Below are 17,814 nucleotides of genomic sequence, written 5' to 3'. Positions count from 1 at the left end.
GATGAAAATCCGCGGTATCACGGCAACGCCGATCAATCTTCGTCTCGAAGCGCCCTATGGCTGGGTGTTCGGCGAGCTCGACGGGTTTTCGCAGACCATTGTCGAGGTCGAGACCGAGGAAGGGCTGATCGGCCTCGGCGAGGCGCCGACGCCAGCGGCGGCCGCGATCATCAACGATGTTCTGGCCGCGCGCCTGGCGGGCCGCGATGCCTTCGACATCGCCGGCGCCGAGCATGTCTGCCTGCCCTACTGGACCGGCGTGCAGTCGATCAACGACCGCACCCGCATCATGGCCTTCGGCGCAATCGAGATGGCGCTGTGGGACCTGCGCGGCAAGGCGTGGAAGCAGCCGCTTTATCAGCTGCTCGGCGGCGCCGTGCGCAAGGATATCCCGTTCACCGACTATTTTTCGCTGCGCGGCGATGGACCCAAGGTGAAGGGCGAGACGACGCCGGAAGAAGTCGCCGACTATTGCGTCGAGCTGCACGAGACGCATGGCACGACCTTCTTCGAAGGCAAATTCTCGACCGAAGACCCGAAAGTCTCGCTCAGAATGGTCGAGCTGATCCGTGAAAAACTCGGCGACGAGGCGATGATCCGCATCGATTCCAACCAGGCCTATTCGCTGGCGACGGCGCGGCGGCTGGCGCGGCCGCTGGAAGAGCTCGGCGTGCGCAACTGGGAGGATCCGGTGGCGACGATCGAGGAGATGCGCCAGTTGCGGCAGCATTGCTCGATCCCGTTCTCGACCCACAACATCGACATTGCGCGCGCCATGGACCTCAAGGTTCCGGATGCCTTCGTCGGCAATCCGACGGCGCATGGCGGCATCGGCCGCCTCACGCGTTTCGTCGGCGCCTGCGAGCACGCCGGCGTCGATTTCTGGTGCTACAGCGGCGACAGTGGCATCGGCAGCGCGGCCTATCTGCATCTGTGCGCGGCGCTTGGCTGGATCCGGGAGCCGAACCAGTCGCTGTTTCGCATGCAGCCCATGGACATTACCGAGGAAGGGCCGTTTTCGCCGAGGAACAATGTCGTGCGCGTCCCGGAAGGCCCCGGTCTCGGCGTCACCTTATCGCGGAAAAACCTCACGGCATGCCATCGCGATTTCGTCGAGAACGGCCCGTGCAACAAATATCATGACCCGGCGAAGCCCGGAACATATCGCCGCCTGCCGCTGAACTAGGAGACCGAGAAGGAAAGGAGACTAGCCAACACAAGGGTCGGCCGCGGCAATTTGGATCGCCACGGCAGGGCCTGACGGGTGAAAGCATGGCCTCAAGAAAATCTGAACCCTGCGCCGCCAGGATCGGATGGACCAGAAAAGACAGCATGCTACAGTCCCGGTCGACCGACTTCGTTGATGACCGGGACAAGGAGAACTCCACGGAATTTCGTCAACTGGAAGTGCATTCTTCAGCCATAAGAAACAAGGGGAAAGGGTTAAACCCATGAGCAAGAACTACCGCATTCTCGACCTGATCCGGCGCAATCGCTCGCCGCTCGAAAACCATCTCATCGACGGTCTCGTCGACGGCCGCGTCAGCCGCCGCGACTTCATTCGCCACGGCAGTCTGCTCGGCCTGTCGCTGCCGCTTCTGGGCGGCATCACCACCGCTGCCGGCCTTAGTGGCATGCCGTCGCTCGCCCGCGCCCAGGGCGCGCCCGGCGCGACCATCCGTGTCGGCAGCAGCGTGCCGGCGGCAACCATCGACCCGGTCACCATCGCCGATGCCGGCGGCCTGCTGATCATGCAGCAGGTTGCCGAATTCCTCTGCGTCGACGGCCCCGACCTGGTGCTCAAGCCGGCACTGGCCGAAAGCTGGAAGCCTAACGACAACGGCACGGTGTGGACCTTCAAGCTGCGCAAGGGCGTCAAATTCCACTCAGGCGGCGAGATGAAGGCCGACGACGTCGTAGCCAGCATCGACCGCCTCGCCGACCCGGCAAACTCGTCCAACGCGTTGTCGGTGTTCACCGGCATTCTGCAGAAGGGCGCCACCAAGAAGGTCGACGACTACACGGTGGAATTCCATCTCGACGCCCCGAACGGCAACTTCCCCTACATGGTGTCGTCCGACAACTACAACGCCGTCATCATCCCGGCGAGCTACAAGGGCGACTACGAGAAAAGCTTCGACGGCACCGGGCCGTTCAAGATCGAAAAATACACGGCCAAGGTCGGCGCCTCCTTCGTCCGCAACGAGGACTATTGGGGCGAAAAGGCTCTGCCGGAGCGCACCGAGTTCACCTTCTTCGCCGACATGCAGCCGCAGATCCTGGCGCTGCAGGGCGGACAGATCGACATCATCAACCAGATGCCGGTGCTCGCGGGCGTCGCCCTGCTCAATGATCCGAGCGTCGACATCATCAGCCTGAAGTCGGTCGCGCACCAGCAACTGCATCTGCGCTGCGATTCCGATCCGTTCAAGGACCCGCGCGTGCGCCGCGCCATCGCGCTCAGCCTCGATCGCGACAAGCTGGTCGCCGGCCTGATGAAGGGCCGCGCTTCGGCCGGCAATGACAGCCCGTTCGCGCCTGCCTATCCTTCGACCGATACCAGCGTGCCGCAGCGCAAGCAGGACATCGCGCAGGCCAAGCAGCTGATGGAAGCGGCCGGCGCCGGCAAGGGTTTCAAGGTGACCCTGACCACCGAGCGCTACCTGGAAATACCGGAATACGCCCAGCTCATCCAGAACTGGGTCAAGGAGATCGGCATCGAGCTCGAGCTCAACATCCTCGACCAGGGCGCGTATTACGGCGACGCCGTATTCGGCAAATCGAACTGGCTGGATTCGGTGATGGGCATCACCGACTACGGCCACCGCGGCGTGCCGAACGTGTACCTTGCAGCACCGCTGAAGAGCGACGGCACCTGGAACGCCGCGCACTTCAAGAACAAGGACTATGACACGCTGGCGACCAGCTATATCGCCGCGCTCGATCTCGAGGCGCAAAAGGCGACGGCGGGCAAGATCCAGAACCTGCTGCTCGAGGAAACGCCCGTCATCTTCGGCTATTTCTACGACTATCTGACGGCGACGGCGAAGGGCGTGGCCGGCGTGCAGCCGACCGCCATGTCGCAGCTGTTCCTCGAGAAGGCATCGAAGGCCTAAAACGAAAGGGAAAGCCAATCCTCTAACAGCCAGCTCCCGCGTGGGGGCTGGCTCCACAAGGAGTCTTAGCCATTCTCTCCTTCTTTGCACGGCGTGTGTCGCTGTCGCTGGTTACATTGTTCCTGCTCAGCATCATGGTGTTCCTGGGCGGCCAGGTGCTGCCCGGCAATGTCGGGCGCGCGATCCTGGGGCCGTTTGCCGACCAGCGCGCTGTCGACGCGCTCAATCACACGCTGGGCGTCGATCGGCCGCTGCTCACCCAATATGCGACCTGGATCTGGAATTTCATCTGCGGCGACATGGGCACGTCCTACATCTTCCGCTCGCCGGTGGCGCCGTTCGTCATCGATGCCTTGGGCAATTCGATGAAGCTGGCCGCGGTCGCCTTCGTGCTGGTGGTGCCGATCGGCATCCTCGGCGGCGTCGTGGCCGCGCTCAACCTTAACCGCCCGCTCGACCGTATCATCAGCCTGGGCGGCCTGTCGGTGACGGTGTTGCCGGAATTCGTCACCGGCATCATCCTGATCCTGATCTTCGGCGTCTGGCTGCGCTGGCTGCCGATATCGGCGGCATGGCCGAAGAACGCCGGCTTCTTCACCCAGCTCTACTATCTGATCCTGCCGTCTCTGCCGCTGTTCCTGGTGCTGTTCGGCTATATCGCGCGCATGGCGCGCTCCGGCATGATCGAAGCGCTCGATTCCGACTATACGCGAACGGCGGTGCTCAAGGGCCTGCCCTGGCGCACGGTGATCTGGCGCCATGTGCTGCGCAATGCGCTGCTGCCGACCATCACCGTCATCGCCACCCAGACGGGCTATCTCATCGGCGGCCTGGTGGTGATCGAGACGCTGTTCCGCTACCAGGGCATCGGTTCGCTGATCTTCACCGCCGCGCGCGGCAAGGATTTCCCGATGCTCGAATCCGGTATCCTCACCATCGGCATCGTCTATGCCGTGGCGACATTGATCGCCGACTTCCTCTATTCCGTACTCAATCCGCGTATCCGGCTGGGGTCAGACCAATGAGCGCCGTCCAGACAACCTCCCCTCCGCAAGACGATACGCGCCGGCGCAGCCCCATGGCGGAAGTCTTTTTCTCGCTCATGCGCTCGCGCACCTTCCTTGTCGGTCTCTTCATCGTGCTGTTCTGGGTCGCCTGCGCACTGTTCGGCGAGCACTTCGCACCCTACGACCCGCTTGCCGACGACATCATCAATGCGTTGGCGCCGCCCTCGTCCGAACACTGGTTCGGTACCGACCAGATCGGCCGCGACGTCTTCTCGCGCGTCATCGTCGGCTCGCGCGACATCCTCACCGTCGCCCCGCTGGCAACCTTGCTGGCGACGGTCGCCGGCACGGCACTCGGCCTGCTCACCGGCTATTTCCGCGGTATCGTCGACGATGTCGTCAGCCGCATCCTGGAAGCCTTCATGGCCATCCCCGTGGTCATTGTCGCGCTGCTCGCGATCGTCGCGCTCGGCACCTCCAAGGCCACCGTCATCGTCGTCATCGGCCTGAGCTTCGCGCCGATCATCGCCCGCACCGTGCGCTCGGCGGTGCTGGCCGAGCGCGAACTCGATTATGTCGCCGCCGCGCAGCTCAGGCACGAGAGCGCCTTCCACACGATGTTCGTCGAGATCCTGCCCAACGTCATCCCGCCGATCCTGGTCGAGACCACCGTGCGGCTGGGCTACGCCATCTTCGCGGTCGCCACGCTCTCCTTCATGGGCTTCGGCATCCAGCCGCCCTCACCCGACTGGGGGCTGTCGATCTCCAGCAACTACGGCATGATCGGCGGCGGCTTCTGGTGGACAGTGCTGTTCGACGCGCTCGCCATCGCCTCGCTGGTGATCGGTGTCAACCTTGTGGCCGACGGCGTGCATGGAGCGCTCAATGACTAGTTCCGCCCCGACTAAACCGGCAAAGGCTGAAAACGCCCTCGAACTGCACGACCTGTCGGTCGCCTACCGGGTCGCCGGGCGCAACCGCGCCGTGCTGCGCAATCTCAGCCTCAACATCAGGCAAGGCGAGGCCTATGGGCTGGTCGGCGAATCCGGCTGCGGCAAATCCACCGTGGCGCTCACCGTCGTGCGCTATTTGCCACGAAATGGCTCGATATCGGGCGGCGCGATCTCGCTCGACGGCCAGGACGTCATGAAGCTCGATGCCGAGGCCTTGCGGCGGGCGCGCGCCGAAAGCGTCTCAATGGTCTATCAAGATCCCGGCAAGGCGCTGAACCCGTCGATCCGCATCGGCCGGCAACTGACCGAGATCTTCGAGCTTGGCGGTATCACGGGACAGGCGGCGACCGATCGCGCCATCGCCATGCTCAACCGCGTGCGCATCTCCGATCCGCCAAGCGTCATGCAGCGCTATCCGCACCAGCTCTCCGGCGGCATGCAGCAGCGCGTGGCGATCGCCATGGCGCTGGCCAACGATCCCTCGATGCTGATCCTCGACGAACCGACCACCGGCCTCGACGCGACGGTGGAGGCCGAGGTGCTCGACCTCATCGCGCAGCTGCGGCAAGAGCTGTCGGCCTCGATCCTGTTCATCAGCCACAACCTCGCCGTCGTCTCCAACATGTGCGACCGGGTCGGCGTGCTCTATGCCGGCATGCTTGTCGAGGAAGGCCCGACGGAGGTCGTGTTCAACGATCCGCGCCATCCCTATACGGTCGCGCTGCTGCGCTGCCTGCCACGCGGCGGCCAGCGCAAGGACCAGGGCCGGCTCGACACCATCCCGGGCTTCCTGCCCGGCATAGGCGCCGACATCAAGGGCTGTGCCTTTGCCGACCGCTGTGCGCTCGCCGACAATCGCTGCCGTACCGAATTGCCGCCGCTCTATGATTTGAGCGACGAGCGCGGCAAGCGCCTGTCGCGCTGCTTCCATCACGACAAGGCGCAGGCTCTGCCGCGCGCCACACCGAGCGATGTTGCGACAGCGCCCAAGCCGACAACCGCGCCTGTGCTGCGCGTCGCCGGGCTGAACAAGACCTATGCCAGCCACGGCCATCCCTTGCGCGCCGTCAAGGATGTCTCGCTTGATCTGCGGCCCGGCGAGACGCTGGGGCTGGTCGGCGAATCCGGCAGCGGCAAGACCACTTTCGCCAGGCTGCTGCTCGGTCTGGTGCCGCCCGATGATGGCGGCACCATCGAACTCGAGGGCAAGGCGCTGGCGCCGAGGCTGGAGAACCGCGGCGACGACCAGGTCAAGGCGATGCAGATCGTCTTCCAGAACCCGGACTCCGCGCTCAACCGCTCGCATTCGATCCGCCACATTCTCGGCCGCGCCTTGAAGCGGCTGGCCGGCCTCTCCGGCAAGGCGCAGGAGGCACGCCTCGACGATCTCGTCCGCTCGGTGCGCCTGACCGACCGGCATCTCGCCGTCAAGCCGCGCCAGCTGTCAGGCGGCCTGAAGCAGCGCGTCGCCATTGCGCGCGCCTTTGCCGGCGATCCGCGCATCGTCGTCTGCGACGAGCCGACCTCGGCGCTCGACGTCTCGGTCCAGGCGGCGATCCTCAACCTGCTCGCCGACCTGCAATCGAAGGAAGATGTCAGCTACATCTTCATCTCGCACGACCTTGGGGTGGTGCGTTACCTCTCCGACAAGATCGCCGTGCTCTATCTCGGCCGCATCATGGAGATCGGACCTTCGGAGGAAGTCTTCTCCGGTCCGCATCATCCCTATACCGAGGCATTGCTGTCGGCTGTGCCGAAGCTCGACCAGACCGAGACGGCGCGCATCCGGCTCGACGGCGAAATCCCCAGCGCCACCAACCCGCCCCCGGGCTGCGTCTTCAACACACGCTGCCCGCGCAAGATCGGCCCGATCTGCGAGCAGCAGGAGCCGCCGCTGGCCGAAGCGCAGCCCGGCCATTCCATCCGCTGCCATATCCCCTACCCGGAACTTGCCAGGCTGCAGAAGGCCGCCGTGATTGAACCGGCATAGCAGGATATTGCCGGCCGGCTACCTCAGGCCGGCCATGCCTAGAGCAATTCCAGGAAAAGTGTGAAACGGTTTTCCCGGGAAAAGCGCGTAGCGCTTTCCCTTGGGAATTGCGTCAAAACAAGGAGTTAGAGCAGTTCATCGTTTCCGCGAAATGTGAACTGCTCTAAGGAACGGTCGCCTTCCGAAAAACCCTGTTCGCTGGTCCAGTCCCTGGCCAGCGAGCGCAAGCCCGTCAGGGCGACATCCAGAACATCCGACGAGACGGGATTCGATGGATAAGCGAGATAGATCGGCCGCTGGAACACCGGCGTGTTGTCCATACGCCGCATCTCGCCGCGCTCGATGTGAGTGCTGACGGCGCTGAGCGGCAGATAGGCGGCCGCTTGCCGCGACAGCACATGCTGCAGGCCGATGAAGACCAGGCCAGCCGAGATGCCTGGCTTCACCATGCCGGCAAAGGCGCGGTCATGCTCGATGCGGAATTCGAGCCCCCAATCCATCAGTATGTAGTTTTCGGTCCATGGCTTGGTCTGCGCCGCATGCTGGACGAGCACGACCTGATCGACGGCCAGCGTCTCATAGACGATGCCGGGATGCGGGCGCGGCAGATAGAGGATGCAGATGTCGAGCAGGCCTTCCGCCAGCTGGTCGATCGCCAGATCCGGGAAACTGCCCTCGAGGCGCAGCGCCACGTTCGGCCGCCTGGCGCGCATCCACTCGACCCATGGCGAAGTGATCCGGTCCCACAGGTAGGCGGGAGCGGTCAGCCGCAGCAGGCTGTCATAGCCATCGGGAACGGCGATATCCTGCCTCGATTGCTCCCAGGTGCGGGTGATGGACGAGGCGTGCGGCAGGAATTGCCGGCCGGCGGGCGTCAGCTTGACGCCGTCGCGGTCGCGCACGAAAAGCCGGCGCCCCAACTGCTCCTCCAGCCCCCTGATCCGCGCGCTGACGGTCGACTGCGCGAGATTGAGCCGGCTGGCCGCCACGGTGAAGCTGCCATGTTCGGCGACCTCCAGGAAACTGCGCAGGTTCTCTGTATCCATGGCTTAGACCTTGCATCGAAGATTTCACCTATTATGACAGCGGCAGCTACCAGCTGGTTTTCCAGACCGCCGAATTCCTGTGCATCACGCAGCCGGATCTCACCCTGAAGCCGGTGCTGGCGGAAAGCTGGTCGCCGGCGCTGGTGCTCTACGAATCCGATCATCTGCCGGTTTACTACTTTCCGATGGGCGACGTGCGCGAGGAGTTCCTGCTGCCGAGCAGGACGACGACAGAAAGCCCGTTCAAGGGCGTCGCCACGCATTATTCGCTGAACACCGGCATCACGCTGGTCGAGGATGCCGCCTGGCGTTATCTGGATCCGGTCAAGGGATCACCTGACCTATCGGACTACATGTCCTTCTATTGGCCCAAGATGACGCACTGGTACGAGGAAGACGAAGAGATCTTCGTCCACGCCCGCGACCCGTTCCGCCGGGTCGACTGCCTGCCCTCCTCGCGGCGGGTGCAGGTCATTCTCGACGGCGAACAGGTCGCCGATTCACGCCGTGGCATATTTCTGTTCGAAACCGGCCATCCGGTGCGCCACTATCTGCCGATCTCGGACACGCGGCTCGATATGTTCGCGCCCAGCCGCTACATTTCGCGCTGCCCCTACAAGGGCATCTCCAACTACTATCACGTGACGACGCCCAAGAAGCGGCACGAGAATCTCGTCTGGTACTATCCCGAGCCGGTGCATGAGGCCGAGCGCATCAAGGGACTGGTCTGCTTCCACCACGAACTGGTCGACAAGATCCTGGTCGACGGCGTCGAGATCCCGAAAGAGGCGACGGCGGCATCGGACGGTTATTTCTAGGCATCGCCGCCCCTTGCCGGCTTACGCATTGAGCGCTTGATCGAAACATGGCCCAGCGCATACCTTCCCTGAAACGGGAGGGCTATCGATGGATCTTTTCAAGCTGGATGGCGATGTCGCGCTGGTCACCGGTGCCGGCAGCGGCATTGGCCAGGCAATCGCAATTGGATTGGCCGAGGCAGGAGCCGACGTCGCGTGTTTCGGTCATGCGTCGAAAGGTGGGCTTGAGGAGACCGCGCACCAAGTCACGGCACTTGGCCGCAGGGCTTTGGTGCTGACCGGCACGGTCGCTTCGGCGAGCGATCTGGCGGCGGCAATCGATCGCGTCGAGGCCGAACTCGGTGCATTGACCGTTGCCGTCAACAATGCCGGCATCGCCGGTTCGGAACCGGCCGAGACCTTGTCGCTCGAGACATGGCAGAAGGTGCACGAGGTCAACGTCGCCGGCGTGTTCCTGTCCTGCCAGGCCGAAGCCCGCAAGATGCTGGCGCGCCGCAAAGGCTCGATCATCAACGTCGCCTCGATGTCCGGCACTATAGTCAATCGCGGATTGACGCAGGCGCACTACAACTCCTCGAAAGCCGCCGTCATCCACATGTCCAAGAGCCTTGCCATGGAGTGGGCTGATCGCGGATTGCGCGTCAATGTCGTCAGCCCAGGCTATACGCTGACACCGATGAACAAGCGGCCGGAGGTGGCGGAGGAGATCAAGATCTTCAAGCGCGACACGCCGATGGGGCGCATGGCCGCGCCGGAGGAAATGGTCGGGCCGACGGTGTTCCTGGCCAGCCGCGCGTCGAGCTTCGTCACCGGCCTCGACCTGATCGTCGATGGCGGCTACGTCTGCTGGTAGGGCCACATCTCGCCGAACTTCGCCTGCAGTCTGAATTTGTGCATCTGCGAAGCGTTAGTCGTTGCGCGAGATGAACGTTGGTATATATAATTTCATCCTATGAAAGGGCTTGGCGAGATGGGGCTTGCCATGCCGACAGCCGAGATCATGGGACCTTGATGGCTTGCACCTTGCCGGGCGCCGCAAGACTGGCAATTGATCCTCAGATGATCGCTCCACCAGCGGTCTGTCGGCAGCCATGACGCGGACGGCATATTCCATCATCACGAGAATTGAGCACCATCTTGCCTGCGCTGGCCAAGGCCAGGGCGACAATTTTGGCGCCGACGGACTTGCGCAGCGAACCGCCTTTCCAACACAATCAAGAAAAGCCGCAAGAAGGGAACGACCGATAACCGTCACAGCTTGAAGGAGAACAAGCATGTCATTTCGCAGTCGAGTTTCAAAACTATCGATGGGCGCCGTTGCGCTCGCAACGCTGAGTCTGCTGACACCTTCCGCCCAGGCCGCCGCACCGGAATCCAACGACCCGATCAAGATCGCGCTGTTCGACTGGACCAGCGTCAATCTCAACGCCAAGATCCTCGGCGGCATCCTGGAAAAGCTCGGCTATACCGTTGAATACCCGACCGCCGACTACCTCTCCAGCCTGACCACCGGCCTCACCAATGGCGACCTCGATGTCGGCCTGGAGTTCTGGGACACGACAGCCGGCGAGGCGATGAAGGCCTCCGATGCGACCGGCCAGACCGAGCGGCTGGGCAAGCTCGGCCCGAAGGCCAAGGAAGAGTGGTGGTTTCCTGAATACATGAAGGAGAAATGCCCAACCTTGCCAGACTGGCATGCCTTGCTCGACGCCACATGCGCGGCTTCGTTCTCGACGGCGGAGACCGCACCAAAGGGGCGCTATCTCGGCGGCCCAGTGACCTGGGAAGGCTTTGACGACGAGCGCGTCGCGGCACTGAAACTGCCCTTCACCGTCATCCATGCCGGTACCGATGCGGCGATGTTCGCCGAACTCGATTCCGCCTATCAGCGCAAGGCGCCGATCATGCTGTGGATCTATTCGCCGCACTGGGCGCCGGCCAAGTACAAGGGCGAATGGGTGCAGTTCCCCGAATACACGCCTGAATGCTACAACGATCCGAAATGGGGCGTGAACCCCGACGCCAAATATGATTGCGGCAAGCCGCATGGCGAGATCTGGAAATATGCCTGGAACGGCATGAAGGACAAATGGCCGGTCGCCTACAAGGTGGCCAAGGCCTTCACGATCGATACCGACGAGCTCAACAAGATGAGCGGAGAGATCGACCTTGACGGCAAGAAGCCGGAAGATGTCGCCGCCGCCTGGATCGCCGCCCACGAGGCAGACTGGAAAGCCTGGGCGCAGTGATCGTTCCGACTGGAAAGCGAGACCCGGCCGTTGATCGGCCGGGTCCCAAGTTTTGATGTTCCAGAAGGACGATTGGATGACGACTGAACAGGGATCGACCCAACCAGGCACCAACGATCGCCCGGTAAAACTTGCCTGCCGCAATGTCTGGAAGCTGTTCGGGACGAACGCGGCCAGTTTCATCCGCGAGCGCGACGGCAAGGCCAGCATGGCCGATGTCAGTGCTGCCGGACTGGTCGGCGCCGTGCGCGCCGTCGATCTCGAAATTCGCCAGGGCGAGATCTTCATTATCATGGGCCTGTCGGGCTCCGGCAAATCGACGCTGGTGCGCTGCATGTCGCGGCTGGTCGAGCCGAGCCATGGCAAGATCGAATTCGAGGGCAAGGACCTGCTCAAGATTTCCGATGCGGCGCTTATCGAATTGCGCCGCCACCGCATGGGCATGGTGTTCCAGAATTTCGCGCTGCTGCCGCATCTCAATGTGCTCGACAACATCGCCTTTCCGCTCAGCATCCAGGGGCAGGACCGGGCAACGCGCGAGGCGCGCGCCCGCGAGGTCATCGAGCTGGTCGGCTTGCGCGGCCGCGAGCATTTCTACCCACGCGAATTGTCCGGTGGCCAGCAGCAGCGCGTCGGCATCGCCCGCAGCCTGGCGACCAAACCGGAGATCTGGTTCCTCGACGAGCCGTTCTCCGCGCTGGATCCACTGATCCGGCGCGAGATGCAGGACGAGCTGATGCGGCTGCAGACCATGCTGCACAAGACCATCGTCTTCATCACCCATGATTTCGACGAGGCGATCCGGCTGGCCGACCGTATCGCCATCATGAAGGACGGCGAGGTCATCCAGATCGGCACGCCGGAGGAACTGGTGGTCAATCCGGCGACCGACTATGTCGCAGAGTTTACCCGCGACGTCGACCGCGCCAAGGTGATTTCGGCGCGCAGCCTGATGCGGACTTGCGATGGTTCGGAGCATGGCGGCACGGTTTCGCCTGATGCCAAGATCGCCAGTTTCTCGGCCAACATCGTCTCGGCCGGCAAGCCGTTCGCGGTGATCAACGGCACCGGCAAGCCGATCGGCGAAGTGACGCCGCAAGCGGTCATCGATCTGCTGGCCGGCATCGAGCACGCGAGAGCCGGCGCATGACGGTGGCGGCAAGCGCCAGCGAGGCCAGGCCGCCACTTCAGCGGTGGCTGCTCGTCTGGGCGGCGGCCCTTGCCGCTGTGCTGTTGGTGTTCCTGCTGCAGGACAGTGTCCCCTGGGCTGTCAACTATCCGGCCAGCGCCGTCGTACCGGTCGCCGACTGGGTCAGCGCGCTGATGGGCTGGATCAAGTCGAACCTGTCCTGGCTGACGCGCTCGATCACCGCGGTGCTCGGCGTGCCGCTCGATTTCGCGCTCAATCTCTTGGCCAAGAATTTCAAGATCGGCCATGGCGCGGACGCCTATGTCCTGCCGCGCCTCTCCTGGGTTGGCGTCTGCGCCGTCGCCTTCATCGCCGGACATGCCGTAGGCGGTCGGAAACTCAGCCTGCTGGTCGGCGGCTGTTTCCTCTACATCGCGCTGTTCGGCCAATGGACCAGCGCCATGCTGACGCTGGCGCTGATCTCCATCGCCGTGCCGTTCTGCATCGTCACTGGCCTGTTCGCCGGCATCTGGGCCTGGCGCAAGCCTTGGGCGGAAAGGCTCATCGTCTCCCCTGCCCTCGACCTGATGCAGACGATCCCGACCTTCGCATATCTCATCCCGATGCTGCTCCTGTTCGGCAACAGCCCGGTATCGGCGATGATCGCCACCGCCATCTTCGCCACGCCGCCGATGGTGCGGGCGACGATGCTCGGCCTCACCCGCGTGCCGCTGGAGATCGGCGAATTCAGCGACATGGCCGGCTGCACGGCGCGGCAGAAACTCTGGCGGGTGCTGTTGCCCTCGGCGCGGCCGACGCTGATGGTCGGCGTCAACCAGGTCATCATGCTGGCGCTCAACATGGTCATCATCGCCTCGATGATCGGCGCCGGCGGCCTCGGCTACGACGTGCTTCTGGCGCTGCGCGCGCTGAAGGTTGGCGAGGCGATGGAGGCTGGTCTCGCCATTGTGGCTCTGGCGATCGCGCTCGACCGGCTGAGTCAGGCCATCGCCCACAAGCAGGCGAAGGGCCATGTTCATCAGGCGGCGAACCCGAGCTTCTGGCGGCGCCATCCCAATCTGTCGCTGGCCATCGCCATCCTTGCCGTCACCACGCTGCTCGGCCTGTTCGTGCCGGCCTTCGCGGCGGTGCCGAAGGCGATCACCTTCACCACCGCGCCGCTGTGGAAGGCAGCGGTGAACTGGGTGACGATCAACTTCTTCGATGCGATCGAAGCCTTTCGCGTGGCGCTGATCCTCAACGTGCTGAACCCGGTGCGTGCCTTCTGCGAAGGCTTTCCCTGGCTGGGCGCGGTGTTCCTGCTCGGCCTTGCCGGCTATCAGCTCTCGGGCCTGCGCCTGGCGGCCCTGGTCGCCGCGCTGACCGCTTTCTGCGCCGTCACCGGACTGTGGGAAAAGACCATGGCCACCGTCTATCTCTGCGGCATCTCGGCCTTCATCGCATGCCTGATCGGCATCCCGGTCGGGCTGATGGCCGCGCGCAGCGACCGCTTCGAGAAGATCGTCACGCCCATCATCGACACGCTGCAGGTACTGCCGTCCTTCTGCTTCATCATCCCGGTGGTGATGCTGTTCAGAGTCGGCGACGTGACCGCCATGATTGCAACGATAGCCTTCGCCGTGGTGCCGGCGATCCGCTACACCAATCACGGCATAAGACAGGTGCCGCCGGCTCTGATCGAGGCGGCCAAGGTGTCGGGCTGCACGCCGCGCCAGACCTTCTTTCGCGTGCAATTGCCGCTGGCGCTTCCCGAGATCATGCTCGGCGTCAACCAGACCATCCTGATGGCGCTGGCGATGATCATCATCTGCGCCATGGTCGGCACGCGCGACCTCGGGCAGGAGGTGTTCATCGCGCTGTCCAAAGCCGATTCCGGCCGCGGCATTGTCGCGGGCCTGGCAATCGCCTTCATCGGCATCGTCGCCGACCGGCTGTTCAACGCCTGGACGGCGAAGGCGCGGGCAAGGCTGGGTTAGAGCAATTCCAGGAAAGTGTGAGCGGTTTTCCGTCCGGAATTTCTTCAAAAACAAAGCGCTAGAGCCGCTCACCGTTTCCGTTAAACGGTGAGCGGTGAGCGGTGAGCGGCTCTAGGTTGGAAGATGCGCCGCGGCTACTCCGCCGCGACGCCCTTCACCTCGAGATAGCTCTCCATGGAATCGTCCAGCGCCTGCAGCCAGGGCGTATGGTGCAGCGGCGCCATGGTGCCGGTCATCAGCGAACGGTAGGCGTGGTCGCGGAAGCCCATAATGTCTTCCGCCTTGTGGTGTTCCCATTCCATGAAAGTCTGGTTGACCGCCTCGACATCGAAGCCGGGATAGTCGGTCTGGTCCATCAATTCCTTGGTATAATCGCCCTGGAACCAGATCATCTGCTCGGCGTCTTCCAGCGTTTCCTCGCGGGCGCGCCATTTGGCGCTGTGCTCGGCCATCGCCTCGACTGACGGCAGCTTGATGCGGCCCATGATCACATCGCGGGCGAACCAGGCCTGCGCGTCGAACATGTTGAAGGTGTAGAACTGGTCCTGCATGCCGATATAGAACAGCTTCGGATTCTTTTCCCACACCACGCCTTCATAGAGATCGAGCGGCCACATGCGGTTGGCGGTCTTGAGCTTGAGGTCGTCGGTGAGGAAGGGGAAGGAATGGAGGTAGCCGGTGCACAGGATGATGGCGTCGACGTCCTTGGTCGAACCGTCCTTGAAGTGGGCTGTCTTGCCGACGACCTTCTGCAGCAGCGGCACCTCCTTCCAATTCTCCGGCCATTTGAAGCCCATCGGCTTGGAGCGATAGCTGGAGGTGATGGATTTGGCGCCGTATTTGTAGCATTGGGAACCGATGTCCTCGGCCGAATAGGAGCGGCCGATGATCAATATGTCCTTACCCTTGAATTCCATCGCGTCGCGGAAATCATGGCTGTGCAGAATGCGGCCGTTGAAGGTGGCAAAGCCCTCGAAATAGGGAACGTTGGGGACGGAGAAATGGCCTGAGGCGACGACGACGTTGTCGAACTCTTCGGAATAGGTGACGTCGTTGGCGCGGTCATGCGCGGTGACGGTGAATTTCTTGGTCTCGTCCGAGAAGGTCACCATGCGCACCGGGCTGTTGAAGCGCACCCATTTGCGCAGGCCCGATTTTTCGACGCGGCCCTTGATGTAGTCCCACAAAACGGCGCGCGGCGGATAGGAGCCGATCGGCCGGCCGAAATGCTCCTCGAACGTATAGTCGGCGAACTCCAGGCATTCCTTCGGCCCGTTCGACCAGAGGTAGCGGTACATCGAGCCATGCACGGGATCGCCATGCTCGTCGAGGCCGGTGCGCCAGGTATAGTTCCACAGGCCGCCCCAGTCCGACTGCTTTTCGAAGCAAACGATTTCAGGGATGTCGGCGCCCTTGTCCTCAGCCGACTTGAAGGCCCTGAGCTGTGCCAGGCCGGACGGTCCGGCGCCGATGACGGCAACACGCGTTTTCATTTCAAGGGCCTCCTCATTTTTTGATTTCCCCAGCGAAACAAATTTCACTGACAGTGACACTAATTGGCCCTTCGGTGCTGTCAACTGACATCTGCGGGAACAGCGTTTGCCCGCAAAGGATTCCTGGCGAAAAACCTACGCGGACAGAATCCATGGGATCGTCCGATGGCACTTAAGACGGCTTGCCGACACCGCCGCGCTGCTGTATCGCCAGCTCTGATGTTCACCTTGAGTGAAATTAATCCGCGAAATCCGGGAGCGACATGGCGAAAGACAGTTCCAAGGCCGGGCTTGCCGGTGCCAAGCCGAAGCCCCAGCCAAAGGTCTCGGCGGACGGCAAGACCATCCGCGCACCGCTGACGCAGAACCCACACGCCATCCGCGACACACGCGAGAAAGTTCTGGAGGTGGCTATCGGCCGCGAGGTGCGGGCGTTCCGCAAGAAGCTCGGTATCACCGTCGCCGATCTCGCCGTCGCCACCGACATTTCGCTGGGCATGCTGTCGAAGATCGAGAACGGCATCACCTCGCCGTCGCTGACCACGCTGCAGGCGCTGTCGCGGGCGCTCGGCGTTCCCGTCACCGCCTTCTTCCGCCGCTTCGAGGAGGAGCGCAGCGCTGTCTTCGTCAAGGCCGGCGAAGGCCTGGATGTCGAGCGCCGCGGCACGCGCGCCGGCCACCAGTACAATCTGCTCGGCCATATCGGGTCGAACACCAGCGGTGTCGTCGTCGAACCCTACCTGATCACGCTGACCGAGGATTCGGATGTGTTCCCGACCTTCCAGCACGAGGGCATGGAGTTCCTCTATATGTTGGAGGGCGAAGTCGTTTACCGGCACGGCAGCAACCTCTATCCGATGAAGCCGGGCGACAGCCTGTTCTTCGACGCCGACGCGCCGCACGGCCCGGAGCAGCTGACGAAACTGCCGATGCGGTATCTGTCGATCATCTGCTATCCGCAGAACAGCGCGGGTTAATCGGGCCCAAAACCCGGGCTGGTCGCGCTGCCATCATCCAGCTTCGACAGCCACTCGACCAGCGTCGGCCGGTACCGTGTCAGACCCTTGTAGGTGGCGAGTTCCTCGGGCAGGTCGCGGATGACGCGGTGCAGGCGGCGTGCCCATTTCGGCTGCGTCACCAGCTCGTCCATCTTGATCAGGTAGCAGCGGATCGGGAAGACGATGCCGTTGGAGCGCGGCAGCCGCCAGAAGCTTTGCAGCTCGACGCGCAGATGCACCTTGTCGCCGACATTCTCGGGCGTCACGGTCGTCCGGTCCGGACCCCATTTGTGGTAATTTTCCGGGCTGGTATCGAGGCGCGGATTGATGGTCATCGTCCAGTTGAGGCGCCGCGCCGGCTTGCCCTGCTGGATGTTGGTGAGGAATTTCAGCGCCCGCGTGAAAATCCCCTTCTCATGCGCCAGCGGCACCGGTGCATGCCACTCGAAAAAATTCATGCCGATGTCGAAATCCAGCGACCAGTCGGCCTGGGTGGTGACCATGCCGGCATCCATCCACAGATTGCCGTCGCGCTGATCGAGGATGCAGAAATCGCCCTGGCTCTGGCGGGTGATGTATTCCATCGGCCCGTAAGGCAGGGTCGAGGTGTCGCCGAATGTGAAGGTGTCGTCGATGCCGAGCGGCCGGTTGATCCAGCGCCAACGGTCGCCGTCCCGCGTCAGCGTGAAATGCTCGGGATAGCCCAGCGCCTGCTGTTCCATCAGCAGTTCGAGCAGATCCCAGCCGGCCAGCGTCATATGCGGCAGCGACTGGCAGCGAAGCGGATCCTCGGCGAGCACCAAAGCGCGGTCCTGCATCTCGGCGACGTAGTGCTCGTCGACATCGATCAGATTCTCCAGCACGCTGCCCTTCGGCCCGACGACGTGCGGCTCGATGTTGACCGCATACATGTAGGCGTCTTCATGGAACGGGAACGGGAACCGCCTGATGTGCTCCGGGCTGTTCCTGAAGGTGAAATCGTCGCGGAAGGTTTCCTTGCGAAAGGTGATGCCCAAGC

General features: G+C 63.1%; 14 protein-coding genes. 11 read left to right on the top strand and 3 right to left on the bottom strand.

Annotated elements, in window-relative coordinates; all coding sequences use genetic code 11:
• Window position 1 precedes the first annotated feature (1 nt).
• From ACLGL5_RS17275 to ACLGL5_RS17255, 5 genes are all read left to right on the top strand, one after another.
• Complete coding sequence (locus ACLGL5_RS17275; protein WP_069091636.1) at window positions 2–1,186, top strand: mandelate racemase/muconate lactonizing enzyme family protein; 1,185 nt, start codon at window positions 2–4, stop codon at window positions 1,184–1,186.
• Between the two features lie 265 nt (window positions 1,187–1,451).
• Window positions 1,452–3,116 (top strand): ABC transporter substrate-binding protein, encoded by a 1,665-nt coding sequence (locus tag ACLGL5_RS17270; RefSeq protein ID WP_019856879.1) that lies wholly within the window; start codon window positions 1,452–1,454, stop codon window positions 3,114–3,116.
• A 71-nt stretch (window positions 3,117–3,187) separates the two neighbouring features.
• Window positions 3,188–4,141 (top strand): ABC transporter permease, encoded by a 954-nt coding sequence (locus tag ACLGL5_RS17265; RefSeq protein ID WP_083246670.1) that lies wholly within the window; start codon window positions 3,188–3,190, stop codon window positions 4,139–4,141.
• Window positions 4,138–5,016 carry an ABC transporter permease gene (locus ACLGL5_RS17260; protein ID WP_038645296.1) on the top strand — a complete coding sequence of 293 codons (879 nt, stop codon included), beginning with the start codon at window positions 4,138–4,140 and terminating at the stop codon, window positions 5,014–5,016. Before ACLGL5_RS17265 ends, ACLGL5_RS17260 begins: the two co-directional genes overlap by 4 nt.
• A complete protein-coding gene (locus tag ACLGL5_RS17255) occupies window positions 5,009–7,066 on the top strand; it encodes a dipeptide ABC transporter ATP-binding protein (RefSeq protein ID WP_069091634.1) in 2,058 nt (685 codons plus the stop codon). Before ACLGL5_RS17260 ends, ACLGL5_RS17255 begins: the two co-directional genes overlap by 8 nt.
• A 125-nt stretch (window positions 7,067–7,191) precedes the next feature.
• On the opposite strand, the gene ACLGL5_RS17250 is transcribed toward ACLGL5_RS17255, so the two are convergent.
• Window positions 7,192–8,112, bottom strand: coding sequence for a LysR family transcriptional regulator (locus ACLGL5_RS17250; protein ID WP_069091633.1), 921 nt, complete (start codon window positions 8,110–8,112; stop codon window positions 7,192–7,194).
• Between the two features lie 113 nt (window positions 8,113–8,225).
• Here ACLGL5_RS17250 and ACLGL5_RS17245 point away from each other — a divergent pair, with 113 nt between their 5' ends.
• The 5 genes from ACLGL5_RS17245 (at window position 8,226) to ACLGL5_RS17225 (ending at window position 14,305) form a co-directional block, all read left to right on the top strand.
• The gene (locus tag ACLGL5_RS17245) at window positions 8,226–8,930 is read left to right on the top strand and encodes a DUF427 domain-containing protein (protein ID WP_245307103.1); all 705 of its coding nucleotides are present in this window, start codon (window positions 8,226–8,228) and stop codon (window positions 8,928–8,930) included.
• An 88-nt stretch (window positions 8,931–9,018) separates the two neighbouring features.
• Window positions 9,019–9,783, top strand: coding sequence for an SDR family oxidoreductase (locus ACLGL5_RS17240; protein ID WP_069091631.1), 765 nt, complete (start codon window positions 9,019–9,021; stop codon window positions 9,781–9,783).
• Window positions 9,784–10,204: 421 nt separating this feature from the next.
• Entirely contained in the window at window positions 10,205–11,179 is a 975-nt protein-coding gene (locus tag ACLGL5_RS17235; protein WP_019856871.1) for an ABC transporter substrate-binding protein, read from the top strand.
• Window positions 11,180–11,255: 76 nt separating this feature from the next.
• On the top strand, window positions 11,256–12,329 hold the full coding sequence (locus ACLGL5_RS17230; protein WP_069093350.1) for a quaternary amine ABC transporter ATP-binding protein: 1,074 nt from the start codon (window positions 11,256–11,258) through the stop codon (window positions 12,327–12,329).
• Window positions 12,326–14,305, top strand: a complete 1,980-nt coding sequence (locus ACLGL5_RS17225) for an ABC transporter permease (RefSeq protein ID WP_019856869.1) — start codon at window positions 12,326–12,328, stop codon at window positions 14,303–14,305. Before ACLGL5_RS17230 ends, ACLGL5_RS17225 begins: the two co-directional genes overlap by 4 nt.
• A gap of 134 nt (window positions 14,306–14,439) precedes the next feature.
• Here the strand turns inward: ACLGL5_RS17225 and ACLGL5_RS17220 are convergent, their stop codons facing one another.
• Complete coding sequence (locus ACLGL5_RS17220) at window positions 14,440–15,798, bottom strand: trimethylamine monooxygenase (RefSeq protein WP_038645283.1); 1,359 nt, start codon at window positions 15,796–15,798, stop codon at window positions 14,440–14,442.
• Between the two features lie 263 nt (window positions 15,799–16,061).
• Here ACLGL5_RS17220 and ACLGL5_RS17215 point away from each other — a divergent pair, with 263 nt between their 5' ends.
• Window positions 16,062–16,775 carry a helix-turn-helix domain-containing protein gene (locus ACLGL5_RS17215; RefSeq protein WP_064983208.1) on the top strand — a complete coding sequence of 238 codons (714 nt, stop codon included), beginning with the start codon at window positions 16,062–16,064 and terminating at the stop codon, window positions 16,773–16,775.
• On the opposite strand, the gene ACLGL5_RS17210 is transcribed toward ACLGL5_RS17215, so the two are convergent.
• Complete coding sequence (locus ACLGL5_RS17210; RefSeq protein ID WP_019856866.1) at window positions 16,772–17,812, bottom strand: heme-dependent oxidative N-demethylase family protein; 1,041 nt, start codon at window positions 17,810–17,812, stop codon at window positions 16,772–16,774. The two genes, ACLGL5_RS17215 and ACLGL5_RS17210, sit on opposite strands and share 4 nt — an antisense overlap.
• Window positions 17,813–17,814 lie beyond the last annotated feature (2 nt).

It is taken from the genome of Mesorhizobium sp. U510 (assembly GCF_059180695.1).
The sequence above is the reverse complement of the archived record's forward strand: the minus strand, read 5'-3'. Positions and strand labels throughout refer to the sequence as shown.